Genomic DNA, 22,515 nt, shown 5'->3' with positions numbered 1-22,515 from the left:
ATGTCGCGCGTAACAGTTTGTATCGATGCTGTAGGTCGCCGTGTAGCAGGTCCGCCTACCGTCCGCGATCAGTCTAGATCCAGATTGGAGGAACACGATGACCCGTCACGTCGGCGCAATGGCGGACCGGTTCTTGGCGCTGGTGCTGCCCAAGACCACCGCCTCGGCCGTCTGCCAGCCGTCCTGTACCAACACACCGATGTGCTGCCGGTACGGCTACACCCGGTTCAAGTGGCGCACCTGTAACAGCTCGTGCGAGTGCTGGTGGAGCACGGACTGCTGAGTAACGCCCCGTGAGAGCGTCGCGGCCGGTCCCCAACCGGCCGCGACGCGCTCATGCCCCTTCCCGTCAGGAGCAAACCCATGCCCATTGTCGTCGCCGTCCTCGTTGTACTCACCACACTCACGCTGCTGAACCTGCTGCTCACCTTCGGCGTCATCCGGAAGCTGCGTGAGCACACGCAGGAGCTGGCTGCCGTCCGCCCGCCGGTGACCCTCTCGGTCGGCGCGCAGGTGCCGGACTTCACCGCCCCGACCGCCGACGGGGACGTGGTATCCATCGCCTCGCTGCGCGCGTCGGGCGGCCTGGTGGCGTTCCTCGCCCCCGACTGTTCGGGGTGCCAGGAGCAACTGCCCTCGGTACGGTCGGCGCTCGCCGAAGCGCTCGACACCCCGACGGCGGTGCTCATCGTGCTCACCCGGCTGCGCCCGGCGCCGGACCGTGACGACCGCGAGCGCACCGAGCTGGTGGCGGCGTTGGGCGTGCGCGGCAGTCGGGCAGCCATCGTCCACGAGCCGCTCGACGGGGCGCTCCAGTCGGCCTTCCAGGTCGCCGCGTTCCCCGCGTTCTACCTGGTCGACACCGACGGCCGGGTGGCCGGCGTCACCAACAACGCCACCCAGCTACCCGACCTGTCCCCGGGGCGCGACGTCGTGCCCGCCGGGCGATGACCCCAGGGCGGCCCGCAGTCGTCGGATGACCACGCCCCGCACCAGGTCCGGCGGGAGCGCGCCGAAGGCCCGCGAGTCGAGGCTGTGCCGCGGCGCGTCACCGAGGACGTAGACCTGTCCTGACGGCAGTGCCGCCACCCGCTTGACCATCAACTGGGTGGCGGCGTCGACATCGCCCGCGGTGATTCTGATGCCCGCGGGCGGCAGACAGACGACGACGGCGCCGACCCGCAGTCGGCGCCGGAATCCCCGCCGGAGCACGAGGATCTGGTCGCCATCCTGGTATGTCGGGGTCATGCTGTCGCCGTTGACTCCGACCACCTGGAGCAGGGCGCGGGCAACCAGCACGGCGACCCCGAGCGCCACGAACGAGCCGGCGGTGATCAGCAGAGTGGGTCGATCCATCGCACCACGGTAGCGGTGCGCGGTCGTGTGGCAGGCGTCGGACCACGCCGCCGCGATCAACGTCCTGCCGGGACACCGGGTTGTTGCCGGCGGAGAGCGAATCATCCAACCACGCTCCCCTCTCTCCCGGGCGAGCAAAGAAAGGAAGCAGGAGAGCATGTCGTACCTGTTGGTGTTCAGCCGGTGCCTGCTCGCGCTGGTCTTCCTGGCGTCGGCCGCCAGCAAGCTACGCGGGCGGCCTGCGTTCCGGGCGTTTGCCGACTCGCTGCGGACCATGAATCTGCTGCCGGCGCGGGTGGTCGTCCCGGTCGCGGGCGCGGTGGCGGTGGCCGAGGCGATGGTGCCCCTCCTGCTGGTGCCGCTGCCCGGTGCTGCGGTGACCACGGTCGGGTTCACGGTGGCGGCGGCGCTGTTGGCGGCGTTTACGGTGGCGGTCGCGGCGGTTCTCCACCGCGGTACGCGGGTGTCCTGCCGGTGCTTCGGCGAAGCCGCGGCGGCCCCGTTCGGTCGGCACCATCTCGCCCGCAACGTCGTGCTGACCGTGGTCGCCGGGATCGGCGCGTACGCCTCACTCGGCGACTCCGGGGTGACCGTCCGGACCGCGGTGCTGGCCGTACCGCTGGGCGTGGTCGGCGCGCTCATCGTCGTCCGTTTCGACGATCTCGCCGCCCTGTTCTTGCCGGTCACCCCGCCAGGAGGCGCGGCCCATCGGGGTACCGCCCTGCGGGACGGCCGGTCGGGCGGCTGACCACACGGGCCGCCACGGCGGTCACCCACGGAGGTGGCCGGGGCCGCGCGGAAGCTCCCTGCCTCCGGCGATTTCCGCGCTGTGAGCCCTGCCCGGGCTGAGCCTGGCCAGCTTGTCGGGTTGCCTGCTCCTGGCCGGGGAGTAGGCAGTAGGTCTACTCATGTCGATCTGGGGAGGCCAGATGAGAGAGGCTGGCGCGCACCGAACGGTCCCGCAGGCCCACCAGACTCGGGCCTCGTCACCGCGACCATCGCACTGGCCACGCTCGCGGCCGGGACCGCCGTTTCCGCTCAGGCGACGTCGGCCGGGTCGCCGAAGGAGCCGGTAGCCGTCGGGTATGGGGGAGCGGTGTCCACGGTGGATGCCACTGCCACAGCCGTCGGCCTGGACGTGCTGCGGAGCGGCGGCAACGTGGTCGACGCGGCGGCGACGCTCGGCGTCACCGAACCGTTCTCCGCCGGAATCGGCGGCGGCTTCTTCGTCTACTACGACGCGAAGAGCCGGCGGGTGCACACGATCGACGGCCGCGAGTCGGGGCTGGCGTCGATGGGCGAGACCAGCTTGATCGACCCGGCCACCGGGCCGCCGTACCGGTTCGACGAGGCTCGCATCAGCGGGCTGTCGGTCGGCGTCCCCGGCGCCCTGCTCACCTGGCAGGACGCGCTGGACCACTGGGGCACCCGGTCGCTGGCGCAGCTGCTCAAGCCCGCCGCGCGAGTCGCCGAATCCGCTCCCGCAACCCCTGCAGCTCGCCCTCACCGACCACCAGGTCCTGAACCGGCGGGTCAACCATCGACATACTCATCAAACTTGTCCTATCTGTGCCGAACGGCTTTCACCATCCATAACGGATCTTCACCTCGGTCTGTTACACAGATCTCGCTACAAGCTCGTTCTCCTGCCGCAGCCCGGCGTTGTCCCGCTCAAGCTCAGCGATCCGGGCCTCCAAACGGGCAAGCCGCTCAAGCGGCTCCACGATGGACGGCGTTCCGGACACCCAACCATGATCCAACCCGAACCCCGCAGGTCAAGCCGACCCGCCGACGAGCGCCTGATCAGTCACCGGAACTCTTCCGCCTGATCGACGCCTGAACGGGACAAGTTCACACGATCTTCCTAATTTGCATACGTTTGTAGATCATCTTATCGGCCACCCCGATCCGTCTGACCGGTTTGAAGATCAACGATGCCGTACCGTTCTTCGACTCCGATCAGTACGTTGCCTTCACTTTTGTTGATCAGACAGGGAGGCAGCGGTGCACGCTGGTCCGGAGTCGTCCGTCGTCATTCGACGGATCGCCGATCTGGTGCGCGGGCGGTACGGCCAGGCGCTGATCGTGTTCCTCACGGTCGTGCTCGCGGCGACGCTGGCCGAGTGGAGGGCGCCGCGACCCGCGGTCGCGGCACCCCCGTCGGCCACGCAGGCCACGCAGGCCACCACGACGGTGCTGGAGCGGCCGGACGAGACGGCGGCGTTGATCACCGCCCGGATGACCGGCGAGCGGGTACTGATCACCGGTCTCACCTCGGAGACCTCCCAGTTCTGGGCGCTGCCGTCCGGCGCCGTGACCGCGGAGATCGCGGCCGGCCCGGTCCGGATGCGGAACGGGACCGGCGGCTGGACCGACGTGGACCTGACGCTGCACCGGCGCGGGGACGGATCGGTCGCACCGATTGCCCACCCGTACGGGTTGACGTTCTCGGGCGCCGCCGGAGCCGGTGAGCACGCCCTGGTCACGCTGGGCGCGACCGGGAACCGCGCCACGCTCGGCTGGACCGGCGCGCTGCCCGAGCCCGTGCTCGACGGCAACCGGGCCACCTACCCGGACGTCCGTCCCGGGGTGGACCTGGAGGTCACCGCCACCCGCACCGGCTACCAGCAGCTGCTCATCGTGAAGGACCGGGCGGCGGCGGCCCAGGTACGCCGGATCCGGCTGCCCTGGCGTACCGAGGGTGCGACGGCGCGGAGCGACGGCGCCGGCGGGCTCGAGATCCGCAACCGCTCGGGCAAGCGGATCGGAAGTGTCGGCGCCCCGTTGATGTGGGACGCCGCGGTCGACCCCGCCTCCGGAGAGCATCGCCGGCGCGCGCCGGTCGGGCTCAGCCTCGACGGCCAGGGCGACCGGACCGGGCTGGTGCTGGAGCCGGACCGGGACTTCCTTGCCGACCCGGCCACCAGCTACCCGGTGACCATCGACCCGTCCCAGAGCATCGGTGTCAACTTCGACGCGTTCGTGCAGTCCAGCTACACCTCCGACCAGTCCGCGGCGACCGAGCTGAAGCTCGGCACGTACGACGGCGGCACCACGAAGGCCCGGTCCTTTCTCCGCTTCGACAGCGTCAACACCTGGCTCTGGGACAAGCAGGTGCAGTCGGCGACGCTGAGCCTGTGGGAGTTCCACTCGTACTCCTGCACTGCCAGGTCCTGGGAGGCGTGGCGGGTCGGCGCGGTCAGCACGGCGACCCGCTGGACCGCCCAGCCGACGTGGGACGCCAAGGTCGGTACCTCCACCGAGACGAAGGGCTACAGCACCACCTGCGGCGACGGCTGGGTGAACGTGACGGTGGCCGACGCCTTCCAGCACGCCGCCGACGCCCACTCGACGTCGGTGAACATCGGCATCCGGGCGACCTCGGAGACGGACAACTACTCCTGGAAGCGGTTCAACTCCCGGGAGGCGGCGGCCAACCCGCCGAAATTGAGCATCACCTACCAGTCGAAGCCGGTGGTCAGCGCGCTGGCGACGGTGCCGACGACGGTCTGCGCCACCGGCACCGGCCGGCCGTACGTCAACAGCCGGACGCCGCAGCTCCGTGCCAAGATCACCGACGGGGAGGCGTCGCCGGTCAAGGCCAGGTTCGAGTGGCAGACCAGCGCCGGCGCGCTGCTCGGCTCCAGCGTGGTCGGTCCCGGCGCCTCCGGCTCCTGGCTCGCGGCCACCGTGCCCTCCGGCGCCTTCGCCGAGGGCGGCACCTACAAGTGGCGGGCCCAGGGCAACGACGGCACCGTGGACGGCTCGTGGTCGGCCACCTGCGAGTTCACCGTGGACACCACCGCGCCGTCGGCGGCGCCGGCGGTCTCCTCGACGTCGTACCCGGCGGGTCAGTGGGGTGGCGCGGCGGGCACCGCCGGCACCTTCACCTTCGGCGCGTCGGGCGTCACCGACGTGGCGGCGTACGAGTACGGCCTCAACGTCAACCCGCCGAACCTGAGCGTCAACGCGCCCAGCCTCGGCGCGGGCGCCAGCGTCTCGATCACCCCGAGCGCGGACGGGCCGCAGACCCTCTACGTGCGCAGCCGGGACCGGGCCGGCAACCAGTCGGCGATCCGCAGCTACTCGTTCTCGGTGGGGGCGGGTGCGGTCACCGGCCCGAAGACGGGCGACGTCACCGCCGCGAAGGTCGCGGTCACCGGGGTCGGCCGGTCGACGGCGACCGGCGTCACCTACCAGTGGCGGCGGGGCGACAGCGACCCGTGGGTCACCGTCCCGGCCGCCGACGTCACCGTGGCCGCAGGCGGCGGCGCCGTGGCCTGGCCGCTGCCGACCAGCGGCTCCGGCGCCTTCCCGAAGCTGAACTGGGACGTCGAGGCCACCCTGGCCGCGGTGGACGCCGAGTCGGTGCCCCGGGACGGGCCGGTGCAGGTGCGGGGCAGCTTCACCGGCGACGCCGGCGGCTACTCCAGCGCTGTGAAGATCACCTTTGACCGGGCGCAGGCGTCGGCGGAGTCCGAGCAGATCGGCCCCGGTTCGGTCAACCTGCTCACCGGCAACTACACCCTCGCCGACACCGACGTCTCGGTCGACGCGCCCGGGAGCGACCTGACCGTCACCCGCTCCTACAACACCCGTCGGGTGGCGCAGGCCGACACGGCGGAGATGTTCGGGCCCGGCTGGGTCTCCGGCGCGGTGGTCGACGAGGCCGACGCCGGCTACACCTCGCTCTCCGTCTACGGCTCGCTGGTCCAGGTCGGGCTGCCGGACGGTGACACCATCGGCTTCACCCGGCGCAGCACCACCGCCTTCGACCCGGAGATCGGGATGGAGGCGCTGACGCTGTCGTACGACGCCGCGGCCGACGCGTACACGCTGCGGGACCTCGACGGGCAGGTGGCGGTCTTCACCCGGGTCACCGGTACCACCGCCGGGAAGTACTTCCCGACCTCGGTCACGGTGCCTGGCGACAACCAGACGGTCAGCTACAGCTGGGAGCGGGTCACCGTCGCGGGCAAGGAGATCGTCCGGCCGACCCGGATGCTCGCCCCGGTCGCCGACGGCGTCGCCTGCACCACGCTGGCCCGCGGGTGCCGCGCCCTGACCTTCAGCTACGCGACGGCCACCACCGCGACCGGCGCAGGCGAGCCGGGCTGGGGCGACTACCTCGGCCGGGTCCGGGAGATCTCGTTCACCGCCTGGGATCCGGACCTGTCCACCCCGGCGATGCGTACCGTGCCGATGGCGCGGTACGCCTACGACAACTCCGGCCGGCTGCGGGCCTCCTGGGACCCGCGGCTGGACTGGAACGACGCCGGCACCGTCCGGCACGTCGCGAACACCTACACCTACGGGGCCGACGGCGTCCTCTCCGGGACCACCCCGGCCGGTCAGGAACCGTGGCAGTTCAGCTACACCACCGTCCCCGGCGACCCGGGCACCGGGCGGCTGCACCGGGTGACCCGGTCCGCGCTGGCCGCCGGCACCGCCACCACCACCGTCGTCTACCAGGTGCCGACCAGCGGCACCGGCGCCCCGTACGACCTTTCCCCCAGCCAGACGGCGCGCTGGGGGCAGACCGAGGCGCCGACCGACGCCACCGCCGTCTTCCCGCCCGACCAGGTGCCCGGCGGCGACCCGGCCGCGGGGACGCTGCCGGCGTCCTGGGAGCACGCCGAGGTGACCTACCTCGACGCCAACGCCCGTGCGGTCAACGAGGTCGACCCGGGCGGGCACACCACCGCCACCTGGTACGACCAGTGGGGGAACAGCGTGCGGTCGCTGACCGCCGCCAACCGGGCCCGGGCCCTGGACGCCTCCGCGTCGGACACCTCCATCGAGGAGGCGACGTTGGCCGAGAAGCTCTCCTCGGTCAACAGCTACTCCGCCGACGGCCAGCTGCTGCTCGCCGAGACCGGACCGGAGCACGACGTGGTGATCGGCAGCGGTGCCACCGTTCGCGGCCGGTCGGTCACCCGGTACACCCACGACGAGGGGGCACCCACCACGGGCGCTCCGTACCACCTGGTTACCACGCAGGACGAGCTGGTCCAGTACTGGGGTGCCGGGGGCGTGGTCACGGAGACCGACCTGCGCCGCACCACGAAGGCGTACAACTGGACGCTGCGGCAGCCGACCGTGCTGACCGTCGACCCTGGTGGCAAGGCCCTGGCCACCCGGATCGGCTACGACGCGGAGACCGGGCTGCCGAACTCCACCACCCTGCCGGCCGGCGGCACCTCGACCACCACCCCGTACACCCGGCAGACGGTCGCCTACCGGGCGACGTCCGGCTCGGGCCACGCCGAGTGTGACCTGCGGCCGGAGTGGGCCGGCCTCACCTGCCGTACCCAGCCCGGCGGGCAGCCGGCGACCGGGCCGGAGGTGCCGTACTCCGTCACCACCTACGACCTCTACCACCAGCTGCGGACGATCACCGAGAAGACCGGCGCCGGTGTCCTGCGGACCACCACGACCACGTACGACGGCGCTGGCCGGGTCCGGGAGACGGCGGTGACCGCGGCGACCGGGCTGGGCGCGGCGATCCCCGTGCAGCGCAGCGACTACGACCCGGCCACCGGGACGCTGGCCCGGGTCCAGTCGGTGACCGGCGACACGGTCACCGCCGAGGTCGTGCGCGGCTACGACCGGCTCGGGCGGCAGGTCTCCTACACCGACGCCGACGGCAACACCTCGACCACCGGGTACGACCTGCTCGGGCGGGTGTCGACCAGTTCGGACGGAAAGGCCACCCGGACCTACCACTACGACGGCGTGGATGGTCGCCGTGACCTGCTCACCGCGGTCGACGACGGGCAGGTCGGCACCTTCAGCGGCGGCTACGACGCCGACGGCACCCTGGTGTCGGAGACCTGGCCCAACGGCGTGGTGGTCAGCACCGAATACGACGAGACCGGTACCCCGGTGGGCCTCACCTACACCCGCCCGGGCTGTGCACAGGCCGACTGCACCCTGTTCAGCGAGGCGGTCACCGAGTCGGGCCACGGCCAGTGGCGGCGGCACGTCTCGACCCTGTCGGACCAGACCTACGGCTACGACGCCGTCGGCCGACTGACCAGCGTCGAGGACACCGTCGGCGAGCAGTGCACCACCCGCACGTACGCGTTCAGCACGGCCAGCAACCGCGCCTCGACCACGACGTACGCCCCCGGGGCCGACGGTGCCTGCCAGAGCACCACCGCGGCCGGCACGCGGAGCTGGAGCTACGACACGGCCGACCGGGTGACCAGCACCGGGTACGGGTACGACGCGCTGGGCCGGACGACCACCGTGCCGGCGGCCGACACCGCCGTGTCGGCGAGCGGGGACCTGACCGTGGCCTACCACGTCACGGACCTGGTGGACCGGATCACCCAGGGCGCGCGGACCACCGACTACACCCTCGACGTGACGGGCAACCGGATCCGGTCCTGGACGGACAACGCCTCCGGGGTGGCCGTGCAGGCGGTCCACCACTACGACGACGACAGCGACAACCCGGCCTGGACCCAGGAGTCGGCGGGCCACTGGACGCGGGCGGTGACCGGCCTGTCGGCGCTGGCCGCCAGCTGGGACAGCGACAGTGGCCAGGCCGAGTGGCAGCTGCGCAACCTGCACGGCGATCTGGTGGCCAGCATCCGCCCCGGCGACCAGGGGCTCTCCGCCACGTCGGAGAGCACCGAGTACGGCGCACCGCGCAACCCGGACAACGCGGGGACGCAGCGCTACGGGTGGCTGGGCGCGAACCAGCGGGCAGCGGACACCCCGGCCGGCATCGTCCTGATGGGGGTACGGCTCTACAACCCGACCACGGGCCGGTTCCTCCAGACCGACCCGGTGTACGGCGGCAACGCCAACCCGTACGACTACTGCTCCGGCGACCCGGTCAACTGCTTCGACCTGGACGGACGGTTCGGCTGGGGCAAGTGGCTCGACCGCACCGGCGCGGTGCTCGGCTTCGCGGCGATGTTCGGCTGCGGCCCGTGCGCGGTGATCTCCGCCGGGATCTCGCTGGGCCGGGGCATCTACAAGATCCGCAAGGGCGACCGCAGCGGGTGGGTCGACCTCGTCGGAGTGGGCACCTTCGGCGCCGCCAAGGCGCTGCGCTACGGCGGCAAGTTCGTCAAGAACCGGCGGATCAAGAGTGCGCCGAAGGGAGTCCCGGGTCGCAGCAAGTACTACAAGAAGAAGCGGAAGCAGGCTGCCGCCAAGAACCGCAGGTACCAACGGAAGGTGGTCCGCCGGGCAGACCGGATCGACACCGGCTGGGGTGTGTGGTCGTCCTACACGGCGGGCCGGGACGGATACCGTGACTACCGCAGCTGGCGCACGAAGCGTAGGAGGTGACGGCGTGCCGGGTCCCGGGCGGCCACCGCTGCCGTACGCCATGACACTGGGACTGGCGGGCGGGTTGGATCGGCTGACCCGCCGCTGGTCCTGGGGTCTGGCGGCCGAGTACCGGCGCTGGCTGGCGGCGGTGCTCGGGCCCCGGCCGCCGCGGTTGGACGAGGAGAGCGCGCCGGTGCTGGCCGCCCGGTTCCTGCACGCGCTCTGGCTGGTGCTCGCGGTGCTGCTGGCGGTGGCCACGCTGCCGTTCCGGTCACCGTTGAGCAGCAGTGGCATGCTGGCCGTCGGCGTGCTCACCCTCGGTGCCTGCGTCGGTGTCGTCAACGCCGCGCTGGGTTACCTGAGCGAGCGCGGAACCGCCCGGCTGGCCCGGCACCCGCTGTTCACCGCCGGTTGGCTGGTGGTGGTCGGTGTGCTGGACGCCGTCGTCCTGCTCACCGTCTTCTTCTGAGATTCCATGGCCTACCCGGTTGGCCCTGCCGATCCCGCCCCGGGGTGTTGAGGAGGATGAGGAGGCCGGCGGTGGACGTGCGGGTTGAAGCTGGTCAACGCCCACCACGTGAAGATCCTGCCCGGCCGCAAGAGCGACGTTCTCGACGCCGAGTGGCTGGCGGAGCTGCTGGAACACGGACTGCTGCGGGGTAGTTTCGTGCCGCCGCCACCGGTCCGCGAGTTGCGGGACCTGACCCGGTACCGCAAGCGGCTCATTCAGGCCCACACCAGCGAATGCCAACGGATCCAGAAGGCGCCGTTGCGTTGACGGATCGGCAGACGCGGTGAACTGTGCCGGGTACGCCGGTCAGATCACCTGGGCGAGTTTGGTGAACGCCTCGGCGATGCGCATCGCGGGCGGGGCGTCGAGTCCGAGTTCGTAGTGTCCGTGGCGAAGGTTCTGCACGAAGGCATGTCCGGCGATGATCACTTGAGCTGTCCTGTCGTTGCGAAGTCCGCGCATCGGTCTGAGCCGGTGCTTGAGCCGGCTGTGGTCGGCTTCGATCGGGTTGTTGGCGTACCGCTCGACGTGGTGCCACGCTGAGGGAATCAGTTCGTCGAGCACGCCGGGGTGGACTGCCGCCGCGTCCGTCACGACCTCGGACGGAGTCACCTCCAACGTGGCCAGCGCCCGGCGGAAGAACCTCCGGGCGGCGGCTGCGTCCCGGCGTGCCGACACGAGCACGTCGATGACCTGGCCGTGCTGGTCGACGGCCCGGTACACATACCGCCAAACCCCGTTGACCTTCACGTAAGTGTCGTCCACATGCCACCTGTCACCTGTCACCTGGCTCGTGGCGGCAGAACCGGGCGGCGTCGGCCAGCAGCGGGGTAAACCGTTGCACCCACCGGAAGGACGCAGGGGTATGTTCATCGAACAAATTTCGATATATAAATGCCTGGATGGCTACCGCCACGTAATGAAAATTTAGTCGAGGAGGACTGAATGAAAAGATCCTTCGGGATCGCTGGGGCTGCCCTTCTGGTGGGTGGTTTCCTGGTGAGTACGGCGCCGGCCGGGCAGGCGGCGCCGGCTGGTCCGGTGTCGGTTGTGGCTGCTGCTGGTCAGGCGCTTGTTCAGCATAAGGCTGATGTGCGTGCGGCCGGCGGGGATGCGTACACGGTGTACAGCTCGAAGACGGATGCGAGTGGTGCCGGGCATGTGCGGTACACGCGGTCGTTTGCGGGTCTGCGGGTGTACGGCGGCGATTTCGTGATCCACACGAAGGCGGACGGTTCGTACGCGGGCGCGTCGAACGGCCTGATCGCGCCCCTGGCCCTGTCGACGACGCCCAAGGTCACCGCTGCCGCGGCGGCCAAGGTCGCCAAGGCGCACTTCACGGGTACGTCGACCTCGGTGGGTGCGCCGGAGCTGTTCGTGGACGCCTCGTCCGGGCGCGGGCACCTGGCGTGGGAGACGGTGGTGCGGGGTTGGGCGCCGGACCGGCAGACCCCGTCGGTGCTGCATGTGATCAGCGACGCGGTGACCGGCTCGTACGTGGGTGCATTCGACGAGATCGAAACCGTCGCGGGTACCGGTAACAGCATCTACTCGGGCAGCGTCGCGGTCGACACGACGTTGAACGGGGCGACGTACACGATGATCGACCCGTCGCACGGCAACGGCAACACGTGCGACATGAACAACGGGACGACGACGTGCACGAACTTCACCGACGCGGACAACGTGTGGGGCAACGGCACGAACTCCAACCGGCAGTCGGCCGGCGTCGACGCGCATTTCGGTGCCGCGGTCACGTTCGACTACTACAAGAACGTGCACGCCCGTAACGGCATCTTCGGCAACGGCACCGGTGTCCCGTCGCGGGTGCACTACGGCAGCGCCTATGTGAACGCGTTCTGGGACGGCGCGCAGATGACCTACGGCGACGGCTCCGCCAACGCCAAACCTCTGGTCTCCCTGGACGTGGCCGGCCACGAAATGAGCCATGGTGTGACCGATGCCGTGGTCGCCGGTGGCCTGACCTACTCCGGGGAGTCCGGCGGCCTCAACGAAGCCACCTCGGACATTTTCGGCAACATGGTCGAGTTCTTCGCCAACACCGCCTCCGACCCCGGTGACTACCAGGTCGGCGAGAAGATCGACATCAACGGCAACGGGACCCCGCTGCGCTACATGTACAACCCCGGCCTCGACGGATCCAGCCACACCTGCTGGTCCACCTCGACCAAGAACGTCGACGTGCACTACTCCTCCGGCCCCGCGAACCACTTCTACTTCAACCTGGCCGAAGGCACCGGCGCCACCCCGTTCGGCACCAGCCCCCTGTGCGGCACCGCACCGGCGATGACCGGCATCGGCCGCGCCAAGGCCGAGAAGATCTGGTTCCGGGCCCTGGACGTCTACTTCACCTCCAACACGTCGTACGTGAACACCACGAACCCGGGCAACACGTCACGCGCGTACAGCCTGTCCGCCGCGACCGACCTGTACGGGCTGTGCTCCGCCGAATACAAGGCCGTCCAGGCCGCCTGGACCGCGGTCAACGTGGCCGGCAGCGACGCGTCCTGCCCGGTGGGTAACGACTTCTCGCTGGCCGCGGCCCCGTCCGCGGGTTCGGTGAACCCGGGCGGGTCGGTCACGTCGACGATCACCAGCACCCTGACCAACGGGTCGGCGCAGACGGTCACCCTGTCCGCGTCCGGCCTGCCGTCGGGTGCGACCGCGTCGTTCAACCCCGGCTCGGTCAACTCCGCCGGCGGCACCTCCACCCTGACCATCGCCACGTCGGCGTCGACGCCGCCGGGCACCTACCCGGTCACCGTCACCGGCACCGGACCGTTCTCCACCCGCTCCACCACCTACAACCTCACCGTCAACGGCCCGCCCGGATGCAGCCAGACCAACGGCAACGACGTGGCCATCCCGGACCTGTCCACGGCAGAGAGCACCATCACCGTCAACGGCTGCGCGACCGCCCCGTCTAGGAAGTCGAAGATCGAGGTACACATCGTCCACACCTACATCGGTGATCTGATCGTCGACCTCATCGCGCCTGATGGAACGGTCTACAACCTGCACAACCGCACCGGCGCCGGCACCGACAACATCGACACCGTCTACACCAAGAACCTGCATTCCGAGACCGCCAACGGCACCTGGACGCTGCGTGTGCAGGACGTCGCATCGGGTGACAGTGGCTTCATCAACAGCTGGACCCTGACCCTCTGACAGTCCCGTTCCAGAAAGGCGCCACCGGACGTAACGGTCACGGTGGCGCCTTTCGCCCAGACCGGGGCGATGCACGGTCTGTGGCATGCTTGCCGGGGCCGGGTTGGCCCAGTCCTGGTCGCATGATCGGGCGCATCGGTTGTTCTCCGCGGCCCGCTGGCAGGTCGACCGGTTCGGCCTGACCGTCCTGGACCTGGACCTGGCCCATCTGGTGGACCCGGATGCGGATCTGCTGCTGGAGGTCGACGACACCGCGCACCGCCGCAGGGGCAAGCAGGTCCACGGGGCCGGGTGGATCCATGACGGGTCCGCCCCCAGCCGCAACAAGCTGGCGTTCGGTCACCGGTGGGTGGTGGTCGAGGTCATCGTGCGGGTGTCGTTCATGTCCCGGCCGTTGTGCCTGCCGGTGTGGTGCCGACGGTGGCAGGGCAAGGGTAACCCCTCGACGGTCGAACTGTCCTATGAGATGGTCACGATCATCGCTGGACGGCTGCCGGGCCGACGCATCCACATGGTCGCCGACGCCGCATGCCACGGCAAAGTCCTGCGGGACCTGCCCGTCCAGATCACTCGGACCACCCGGCTGCCCCGCAAGGCCGTGCTGTATCACCGGGCACCGCCACCCACCGGCAATTGCGGGCGGCCACGGTTGAAAGGCAACCGGATCGGCACCCCATCGCAGGCCGCCGTCAACGCGGTGTGGCAGACGGTGGACGCCGCCCGCTACGGGCGGACCGACACCACGCGGATCGCCGTGCTCGACTGCCTCTGGTACGGAGTGTTCGGACCCCAACCGGTCCGGCTGGTCCTCGTCGGCGACCGAAAGAACGGGCCGGGCGACCGCGACGTTGATCGGCGGGCGGCCCAGCCGGCGAGGGTAGCTTCAGTGACGTGCGACCAGCCGCCGATGCCAGCCGAGCATGGTGGCCGGGGTGACCAGACGGTGCGCGCGCAGTACTCGGGGCAGCGGCCGGATCAGGGCGGCGAGCACCGCACGGTCGGCCCAGTTCAGTCGCGGTTTCGGATTGGGTGGCGGGCCGGACAGGCCGCATCGGTGCCCCGCAAAAAATCTATGGGGAATCGCAAAAGCCTGCTTGAGCACGGCAGGAACCTGCCATAGCATGACCGCGCTCAGCTTGTTTCGCACCGGTCAATCAGTGACGGATGCGGTCACCGGACGCCCAGCACTCCGTCCCGTGCGTTCCGTGACCCGCAACCATCCCGAGAGAAACGAGTCATCCATGGCACGGAGCATCATCGCAGTTGCGGCGGGGTGGTCCAGGCGGCGATCGCGCTGGGTCGCGCTGGCGACCGCCGCGGGCGTCGGCGTCGCCGGTGCCCCCGCGCTGGCCGTCGTCGTCTCCGCCGCGCCGGCGCCGGTCGTGACCCGCGCCGCCCTGGACCCGTCGTTGGTCGCCGGCCGCGGCGCGAGCGTGGGCTTCGTCGAGCAGGAGGCCGAGTACGCCGCGACCAACGGCACGGTCATCGGGCCGGACCGGTCCGCGTACACGCTGCCGGCGGAGGCGTCCGGCCGCCGGGCGGTGAAGCTGACCGCGGGCCAGTACGTCGAGTTCACCCTCCCCAGCGCGGCCAATGCGATCACGGTGCGGTACAGCATCCCGGACGCGCCGGGCGGCGGCGGCATCACCTCGCCGCTCGACGTCTCCGTGAACCGTGGGCCGAAGCGGACGATGGCGCTCACGTCGCAGTACGCCTGGCTCTACAACCAGTATCCGTTCACCAACGACCCGACCGCCGGGCTGCTGCACCCCGACTGGTGGATCACCGAGTGCTCCTGCGTGCCGTCGGCCACGACGCCGTTCCCGGCCATCCCCAAGCCGTTCCGCCCGATGCACTTCTACGACGAGCAGCGGCTGCTCCTCGGCGGCACCTACCGTGCGGGTGACCGGGTGCGGCTCACGGCGCCGGCCGGCGGCGCCGCGTGGACGGTCATCGACCTGCTCGACTCGGAGCTGGTCGGGCCGCCGCGGCGGCGGCCCGCCGCCGCGGACGTGCTGGCGTTCGGCGCCGACCCGACCGGCCGGCGCGACTCCGCCGGCGCGATCGACAAGGCCATTGCCTTCGCCCGGCGGGCACACCGTCCGGTCTACCTCCCGCCGGGCACCTACCAGGTGAACCGCCACATCGTCGTCGACGACGTCACGATCGAGGGGGCGGGCAGCTGGTACACGATCATCAAGGGTAGGGAGGTGGCCCTCGACCCGCCGGCCCCCGACGGCTCAGTGCACACCGGTGTCGGCTTCTACGGCAGGGACGCCGCGGCGGGCGGTAGCCGCAATGTCCACCTCTCCGGCTTCGCGATCGAGGGCGACGTCCGCGAGCGGATCGACACCGACCAGGTGAACGGCGTCGGTGGGGCGATGAGCCACTCGACCATCGACGGCCTCTACATCCGCCACACCAAGGTCGGCATGTGGTTCGACGGCCCGATGACGAACCTGCGGATCACCAACAACGTCATCGTCGACCAGATCGCCGACGGGATCAATTTCCACACCGGTGTGACGAACTCCGTCGTGGCGAACAATTTCATCCGCAACACGGGCGACGACGCCCTCGCCATGTGGGCGGAGCAGACCACCAACGCCAACAACATGTTCGACCACAACACCGTGCAGACCCCGACGCTGGCCAACGGCATCGCGATCTACGGTGGCACGGACAACACGGTCTCGAACAACCTGCTTGCCGACCCGATCCGGGAGGGCAGCGGTATCCACGCCGGGTCCCGATTCGGCGCCGAGCCCTTCGCCGGCCACCTGCGGATCACGAACAACACGGTGGTCCGGGCCGGCACGTACGAGCTGAACTGGAGCATCGGGCTGGGCGCGATCTGGCTCTACGCGCTCGACCGGAGCATCGACGCGGACATCCGGGTGACCGGTGACCACTACCTCGACAGCACGTACAACGCGATCATGCTGGTCAGCGAGTGGTCGGTGAAGGACCTGTACTCGATCACCGGGGTGCACTTCAAGGACATCAGGATCGACGGTACGGGAACCTCGGTGGTGAGCGCCCGGGTCGCCGGTTCGGCGTCCTTCGAGAACGCCGACGCGCGCAACGTGGGCGCGGTCGGCGTCAACAACTGCGGCTCGTTCCACTTCACCCCGGCCGGCTCCGAGTTTGCGCTGACGGACCTCGGCGGCAACGACGGCGGCGGCACGACCGGCCCGTGGCTCGCCCCCTGGGAGCTGCCGAACACCATTACCTGCGACGACCGTCCCCCGGTGGTCCCGCCACCGCCGCCGTCCGCGTGGTGATGCCCGGGGCACTCGCCGGCGGGCGGTGCGGTCCGCGTGACTGGACCGTCCGCCCGCGCCCGGCTCGTCCGCGGCGGGACAGCCGAACCGGCCCACGGGGCCGGTCCCGGACTAGGACCGGGCGGTCGCGGTGCGGCGGGTCCGCCGCTTCGCCGGCGGGGCGGAGGGCGCACTGGGCGCCGCTCCGGTGGACCCGCGTACGACGAGTTCGGGCTCGAACACCAGCTCGTCGGTCGGGACGGCGTTGCCGGCGATCTCGCTGACCAGCAGTTTCACCGCGGCCTGGCCCATCGCGTCGATCGGTTGCCGGATGGTGGTCAGCGGCGGGTCGGTGCAGGCCATGAACGCCGAATCGTCGTAACCCACCACGGACACGTCCCCGGGGACGCTCATGCCGAGTCGTCGGACGGCCCGGATGGCGCCCAGCGCGATGACGTCGGACGCGCAGATGAGGCCGGTGGCGCCGCGCTTGATCAGGCGGGTCGCGGCCGCGTGCCCACCTTCCATGGAGAAGATCGTCCGCTTGATGAGGCCACCGGCGGGGGAGTCGTCCACGTCGTCGTCCCGGTCGTCGACCGCCCCGGTCAACTGCTGGAACGCGGTCAGCTTGCGTGACGAGGGCACGTGGTCACGCGGGCCGAGGATGAGCCCGATCCGCTTGTGGCCGAGCGTGGTCAGGTGTGCGTACGCCTGGTCGACGGCGTGGGCGTCGTCCGTCGCCACGGTGGGGAACTTGAGGTCGCTGATGCCGGCGTTGACCAGCACGACCGGCAGTCGGCGGTCGAGCAGCCGCTGGTAGTGGCCGTGGTCGGCGGCGGCCTGGGCGTAGTTGCCGCCTGCGAAGATCACCCCGGACACCTGCTGGTCGAGCAGCATGTCGATGTAGTCCGCTTCGGACAGGCCGTCCACGGTACGGGTGCAGAGGACCGGGGTGAGCCCTCGTTTGGCCAGTGCCTCGCCAACGACCTCGGCGAACGCCGGGAAGATCGGGTTCTGCAGCTCGGGCAGCACGAGCCCGACCAGCCGGGCCCGTTCGCCGCGTAGTTTCGAGGGCCGCTCGTACCCGAGCACGTCGAGGGCCGTCAGCACCGAGGCCCGGGTGGCATCCGAGATGCCGGGTTTGCCATTCAGCACCCGGCTCACGGTCGCCTCGCTGACTCCGACGTACCTGGCCACTTCCGCCAACCTGCGTGTCACGAGCGCAATCATAGTGCATACCAATGCAACCGCTTGCACGATCGGGTTGGCAGCGAAATCCGTCAATAATAGCTGTCCGGCCCCATTGACCGTCGCGTAGCACCTCGGTAGCCTTCCTGACACCGCAAGGATTTGCAACGATCTCTACGATTCTTGCCGGCGTTACGTCCGTTCCTACCGTCGCTCCTCTCGTTCCCCACGGGAGGAGGCTCGACCGGTGCGGCTTCGGCAGGGCCGATCGGGCCGCCTCGCACGGTACCGAGTGAGCGACCCCTGCCCTGCCTCTCGCGGCGCCGCCCCCGCCACGCCGCGAACGCGTCCCCGCGGAAGATTGAGGTCGCACATGAGAACGCTGCACCGACTGCTCACGGCAGTCGCCGTCACAGCCCTGACCGTGGCATCCGCGCCGGCCCTGCCGGCCCAGGGGGCCGGCGGGCCGAACCTCGCCGCCGGTAAGGCCACCTCGGCCAGCAGCTCCACCGACGTCTACTCCTCGAGCAACATCACCGACGGCAACCCGGCGACCTACTGGGAGAGTGCCAACAACGCCTTCCCGCAGTGGGTCCAGGTCGACCTCGGGCCGGCCACCAGCATCGACCAGGCCGTGTTGCGGCTGCCCACCGGCTGGGGCAGCCGGACCCAGACCCTGGCCGTCCAGGGCAGCCTCGACGGCACCGGCTACGCGACGATCGTCACCTCCGCCACCTACACGTTCAACCCGGCGTCGGGCAACGCCGTCACCATCAACTTCCCGGCAACCAACACCCGCTTCGTCCGGCTCAACATCACCGCCAACACCGGCTGGCCGGCCGGACAGCTCTCCGAGCTCGAGGTGTACGGCACCGCGACCTCGACCGGCAACCTCGCCCAGGGCAGGACCATGACGGAGAGCAGCCACTCCGACGTCTACGCGGCGAGCCGCGCCAACGACGGCAACCCGGCCACCTACTGGGAGAGCGCCAACAACGCGTTCCCGCAGTGGATCCAGGTCGATCTCGCCGCCTCGGTCAGCGTCAACCGGCTGGTGCTCAAGCTGCCCACCTCGGGCTGGCCGACGCGGACGCAGACGCTCAGCGTCCAGGGCAGCACCAACGGGTCGACCTTCGCCGACATCGTGGGCTCCGCCGCGTACACCTTCGACCCGGCCAGCGGCAGCACGGTGACCATCAACGTCAACGCCACCACCACCCGGTACGTGCGGCTGAACTTCACCGCGAACACCGGCTGGCCGGCCGCGCAACTGGGCGAGCTGGAGGTCTACGGGCCGGGCACCGGCGACACCCAGGCCCCCTCCGCGCCCACCAACCTCGCCTACACCGAGCCGACCAGCGGGCAGATCCGGCTGACCTGGAACGCGTCGAGCGACAACGTCGGCGTGACCAACTACGACATCTACCTCAACGGCAACCTGCTCACCAGCGTGCCCGGAACGGCGTCGAGCTACACCGACAACCAGCCGGACAGCGCCACGGTGAGCTACTACGTGCGGGCCCGGGACGCGGCCGGGAACCAGTCCGGCAACAGCAACACGGTGACGCGGAGCGGCCATGGCGGTGACACCACCGCCCCCACGGAACCGACAAACCTCACCTACACCCAGCCCGGCTCCGGCCAGATCCGGCTCGCCTGGGGTGCCGCCACCGACAACGTCGGCGTGACCGACTACGACATCTACGCCAACGGCACCCTGCGCGCCAGCGTCAACGGCTCGACCCTCTCGTACACCGACAGCCAGCCCGACACGGCGACCGTGTCCTACCACGTCAAGGCGAAGGACGCCGCCAGCAACATCTCCGCCGCCAGCAACACGGTCACCCGCGTCGGCAGCGGCGGTGGCGCCAACCTGGCGGTCGGCAAGCCGATCACCGGTTCCGCCAACACCTACATCTACGTGCCGACCAACGCCAACGACAACGACGTCACCACGTACTTCGAGGGCGCCGGCTTCCCGAGCACCCTCACCGTCAGTCTGGGCGCCAACGCCGACGTCACCTCCGTCGTGGTCAAGCTCAACCCGGACCCGAGCTGGGCGACCCGCACCCAGAACATCCAGGTCCTCGGGCGGGAGCAGAGTTCCGACGCCTTCACGACGCTTGCCGCCGCCCAGGACCACACCTTCAACCCGTCGTCGGCCAACACCGTGACGATCCCGGTGACCGGACGCGTCGCCGACGTGCGGCTGCAGATCGCCAGCAACACCGGTGCCCCCGGCGGCCAGGTGGCCGAGTTCCAGGTGATCGGCACGCCGGCGCCCAACCCGGACCTGCAGGTGACCAGCCTGTCGTGGAGCCCGTCCGCGCCGGTGGAGACGGATCCGGTGACCGTGTCGGCGACCGTGGCGAACACCGGCACCGCCGCGTCCGGCGCCACCGAGGTCAACCTCTACCTCGGCACCGCCAAGGTGGGCACCGCGGCTGTCGCTGGGCTGGCCGCCGGCGCCTCCACCACGGTGTCGACGGGCATCGGCACCCGTGACGCCGGCAGCTACCAGCTCACCGCCAAGGTCGACGAGGCCAACACCGTCATCGAACTCAACGACGCCAACAACAGCTTCACCAGCAGCACCAACCTCGTGGTCAGCCCGGTGCAGAGCTCCGACCTGGTGGCGGCGTCGGTGACCTGGTCGCCGAGCACACCGTCGGCCGGCAACGCGGTCACCTTCTCCGTCGCCGTCAAGAACCAGGGCACCATCGCGTCCGGCTCCGGCTCGCATGGCATCACGCTGCGGATCATCGACGCGAACAACACCACGGTGGCGACCCTGAGCGGTGCCGTCGCCGGGACGGTCGCAGCCGGCGCGACGGCCACGCCGGTGTCGCTGGGCACCTGGACGGCCGTCAACGGCCGGTACACCGTGCAGGTGGTACTCGCCGTCGACCCGAACGAGCTGCCCGTCAAGCAGGCCAACAACACCAGCACCACGTCGCTGTTTGTCGGCCGCGGGGCCAACCTGCCGTACGACATGTACGAGGCCGAGGACGGCACGGTCGGCGGCGGTGCCCAGGTCGTCGGGCCGAACCGGACGATCGGCGACCTGGCCGGCGAGGCGTCCGGCCGGAAGGCGGTCACGCTGAACAGCACCGGAAGCTACGTGCAATGGACCACCCGGGTGCCCACCAACACGTTGGTGGTCCGATTCTCCATCCCGGACGCGGCCGGCGGCGGCGGGATCAACACCACGCTGAACATCTACGTCAACGGCGCCTTCCACAAGGCCATTCCGCTCAGCTCCAAGTACATGTGGCTCTACGGCGCCGAAGCCTCCCCGGGCAACTCGCCGGGGGCGGGCAGCCCGCGCCACATCTACGACGAGGCCAACATCCTGCTCGACAGCAGCGTCCCGCAGGGCAGCACCATCCGGCTGCAGAAGGACGCGGCGAACACGTCCCAGTACGCGATCGACTTCGTCAATCTGGAGCAGGTGTCGCCGATCGTCAACCCGGACCCGAGCAGGTACGTCGTCCCGGCCGGCTTCAGCCACCAGGACCTGCAGAACGCCCTCGACGCCGTACGCATGGACACCACCGGCACCAAGGTGGGCATCTACCTGCCGCCGGGCACCTACGACACCGCCCAGAAGCTCCAGGTGTACGGCAAGCCGGTCCAGGTGCTCGGCGCCGGCGTCTGGTACACGAGATTCCAGACCCCGCAGGGGCAGGAGAACACCGACGCCGGCTTCGCGGTCCAGGGCACGGCCAACGGCTCCTCGTTCAAGCACCTGGCGTTCTTCGGCAACTACACCTCCCGCATCGACGGCCCGGGCAAGGTGTGGGGCGAACTGATGAACGTCTCGAACCTGACCATCGACGACGTCTGGGTCGAGCACACCGTCTGCGCGTACTGGGGCGTGCACAACGACAACGTCACGATCAAGAACTCCCGGTTCCGCAACACCTTCGCCGACGCGGTGAACTTCACCAACGGCACCACCAACGTCCTGGTCAGCAACAACGAGGGCCGAGGCAACGGCGACGACGCGTTCGCGCTGTTCTCCGCCACCGACCAGGGCGCCGCGGTCGGCAACAACAACAACATCTTCGAGAACCTGACCGCCACGCTCACCTGGCGGGCGGCCGGCATCGCGGTCTACGGCGGCGCCAACAACACCTTCCGCAACCTCTACATCGCGGACACGCTGACGTACGCCGGCATCACCATCAGCTCGCTGGACTTCGGTTATCCGTTCGTCGGGTTCGGCACCACACCGACCCGGATAGAGAACGCCTCGATCGTCCGGGCGGGCGGCCATTTCTGGGGGGCACAGACCTTCCCCGGTATCTGGCTCTTCGCCGCCTCGAAGGAGTTCCGCGGCATCCGAATCAGCGACGTCGACATCGTCGACCCGACCTACCACGGGATCATGTTCCAGACCAAATACCCGGAGCAGACCCCGGTCACCGACACCGTCCTCACGAACATCACCATCTCCGGCGCCCAGCGCAGCGGTGACGCGTTCGACGCCAAGTCCGGGTTCGGGATCTGGGCCAATGAGCTGCCGGAGTCGGGACAGGGACCGGCGGTCGGGTCGGCGACCTTCAACAACCTGACCTTCCGGAGCAACTACCAGAACATCAGGAACACGACCTCCACATTCACCATCACGGTCAACCCCTGACCACCAGTTCGACCGCGGTGCCCGGCGGTGGCTCCGACCGCCGCCGGGGACCCCGGGTTCCCGCTGCTCAG

The 22,515-nt window shown here is 70.0% G+C and carries 10 protein-coding genes and 4 pseudogenes; 11 read left to right on the top strand and 3 right to left on the bottom strand.

Annotated features, from left to right (window positions below; all coding sequences use genetic code 11):
• Nucleotides 1-97 precede the first annotated feature (97 nt).
• Together ABZ807_RS27475 and ABZ807_RS27470 are read left to right on the top strand one after the other, a co-directional pair.
• The gene (locus ABZ807_RS27475; protein ID WP_357163929.1) at nt 98-283 is read left to right on the top strand and encodes a hypothetical protein; all 186 of its coding nucleotides are present in this window, start codon (nt 98-100) and stop codon (nt 281-283) included.
• An 80-nt stretch (nt 284-363) separates the two neighbouring features.
• Nucleotides 364-951 carry a TlpA disulfide reductase family protein gene (locus ABZ807_RS27470; protein ID WP_357163926.1) on the top strand — a complete coding sequence of 196 codons (588 nt, stop codon included), beginning with the start codon at nt 364-366 and terminating at the stop codon, nt 949-951.
• On the opposite strand, the gene ABZ807_RS27465 is transcribed toward ABZ807_RS27470, so the two are convergent.
• Complete coding sequence (locus ABZ807_RS27465; protein ID WP_357163923.1) at nt 904-1,356, bottom strand: S26 family signal peptidase; 453 nt, start codon at nt 1,354-1,356, stop codon at nt 904-906. The two genes, ABZ807_RS27470 and ABZ807_RS27465, sit on opposite strands and share 48 nt — an antisense overlap.
• 157 nt (nt 1,357-1,513) lie before the next feature.
• Between ABZ807_RS27465 and ABZ807_RS27460 the strand changes: the two genes are divergently transcribed.
• From ABZ807_RS27460 to ABZ807_RS27440, 5 genes and pseudogenes are all read left to right on the top strand, one after another.
• The gene (locus ABZ807_RS27460) at nt 1,514-2,104 is read left to right on the top strand and encodes a MauE/DoxX family redox-associated membrane protein (RefSeq protein ID WP_357163920.1); all 591 of its coding nucleotides are present in this window, start codon (nt 1,514-1,516) and stop codon (nt 2,102-2,104) included.
• Between the two features lie 249 nt (nt 2,105-2,353).
• Nucleotides 2,354-2,830, top strand: a pseudogene (locus tag ABZ807_RS27455) (gamma-glutamyltransferase); the annotation flags it as partial.
• A gap of 530 nt (nt 2,831-3,360) precedes the next feature.
• Nucleotides 3,361-9,663: a DNRLRE domain-containing protein gene (locus ABZ807_RS27450; protein WP_357163917.1), complete on the top strand. Its 6,303-nt coding sequence runs from the start codon at nt 3,361-3,363 to the stop codon at nt 9,661-9,663.
• Nucleotides 9,664-9,667: 4 nt separating this feature from the next.
• Entirely contained in the window at nt 9,668-10,114 is a 447-nt protein-coding gene (locus ABZ807_RS27445) for a hypothetical protein (protein WP_357163914.1), read from the top strand.
• Nucleotides 10,115-10,222: 108 nt separating this feature from the next.
• A pseudogene (locus ABZ807_RS27440) lies at nt 10,223-10,408 on the top strand (transposase); the annotation flags it as partial.
• A 54-nt stretch (nt 10,409-10,462) separates the two neighbouring features.
• Here ABZ807_RS27440 and ABZ807_RS27435 read toward each other — a convergent pair.
• Nucleotides 10,463-11,009, bottom strand: a pseudogene (locus tag ABZ807_RS27435) (IS6 family transposase); the annotation flags it as partial.
• A gap of 92 nt (nt 11,010-11,101) precedes the next feature.
• Between ABZ807_RS27435 and ABZ807_RS27430 the strand changes: the two are divergent.
• From ABZ807_RS27430 to ABZ807_RS27420, 3 genes and pseudogenes are all read left to right on the top strand, one after another.
• Entirely contained in the window at nt 11,102-13,348 is a 2,247-nt protein-coding gene (locus tag ABZ807_RS27430; protein ID WP_357163911.1) for a M4 family metallopeptidase, read from the top strand.
• A 73-nt stretch (nt 13,349-13,421) separates the two neighbouring features.
• Nucleotides 13,422-14,468: pseudogene (locus tag ABZ807_RS27425) on the top strand (transposase); the annotation flags it as partial.
• Nucleotides 14,469-14,589: 121 nt separating this feature from the next.
• On the top strand, nt 14,590-16,632 hold the full coding sequence (locus ABZ807_RS27420; protein WP_357163909.1) for a glycosyl hydrolase family 28-related protein: 2,043 nt from the start codon (nt 14,590-14,592) through the stop codon (nt 16,630-16,632).
• A gap of 111 nt (nt 16,633-16,743) precedes the next feature.
• On the opposite strand, the gene ABZ807_RS27415 is transcribed toward ABZ807_RS27420, so the two are convergent.
• On the bottom strand, nt 16,744-17,829 hold the full coding sequence (locus tag ABZ807_RS27415; protein WP_357163906.1) for a LacI family DNA-binding transcriptional regulator: 1,086 nt from the start codon (nt 17,827-17,829) through the stop codon (nt 16,744-16,746).
• 343 nt (nt 17,830-18,172) lie between these two features.
• On the opposite strand from ABZ807_RS27415, the gene ABZ807_RS27410 reads away from it, so the two are divergent.
• Nucleotides 18,173-22,444, top strand: coding sequence for a discoidin domain-containing protein (locus tag ABZ807_RS27410; RefSeq protein ID WP_357163903.1), 4,272 nt, complete (start codon nt 18,173-18,175; stop codon nt 22,442-22,444).
• Nucleotides 22,445-22,515: the final 71 nt, after the last annotated feature.

Source organism: Micromonospora sp. NPDC047548, from assembly GCF_040642975.1.
Lineage (GTDB): Bacteria > Actinomycetota > Actinomycetes > Mycobacteriales > Micromonosporaceae > Micromonospora.
The sequence above is the reverse complement of the archived record's forward strand: the minus strand, read 5'-3'. Positions and strand labels throughout refer to the sequence as shown.

Excerpts from the sequence above, each read along its gene's own strand:
- ABZ807_RS27475 (WP_357163929.1), top strand. The coding sequence starts at position 98 with ATGACCCGTCACGTCGGCGCAATGGCGGACCGGTTCTTGGCGCTGGTG.
- ABZ807_RS27470 (WP_357163926.1), top strand. The coding sequence starts at position 364 with ATGCCCATTGTCGTCGCCGTCCTCGTTGTACTCACCACACTCACGCTG.
- ABZ807_RS27465 (WP_357163923.1), bottom strand. The coding sequence starts at position 1,356 with ATGGATCGACCCACTCTGCTGATCACCGCCGGCTCGTTCGTGGCGCTC.
- ABZ807_RS27460 (WP_357163920.1), top strand. The coding sequence starts at position 1,514 with ATGTCGTACCTGTTGGTGTTCAGCCGGTGCCTGCTCGCGCTGGTCTTC.
- ABZ807_RS27430 (WP_357163911.1), top strand. The coding sequence starts at position 11,102 with ATGAAAAGATCCTTCGGGATCGCTGGGGCTGCCCTTCTGGTGGGTGGT.
- ABZ807_RS27420 (WP_357163909.1), top strand. The coding sequence starts at position 14,590 with ATGGCACGGAGCATCATCGCAGTTGCGGCGGGGTGGTCCAGGCGGCGA.
- ABZ807_RS27410 (WP_357163903.1), top strand. The coding sequence starts at position 18,173 with ATGAGAACGCTGCACCGACTGCTCACGGCAGTCGCCGTCACAGCCCTG.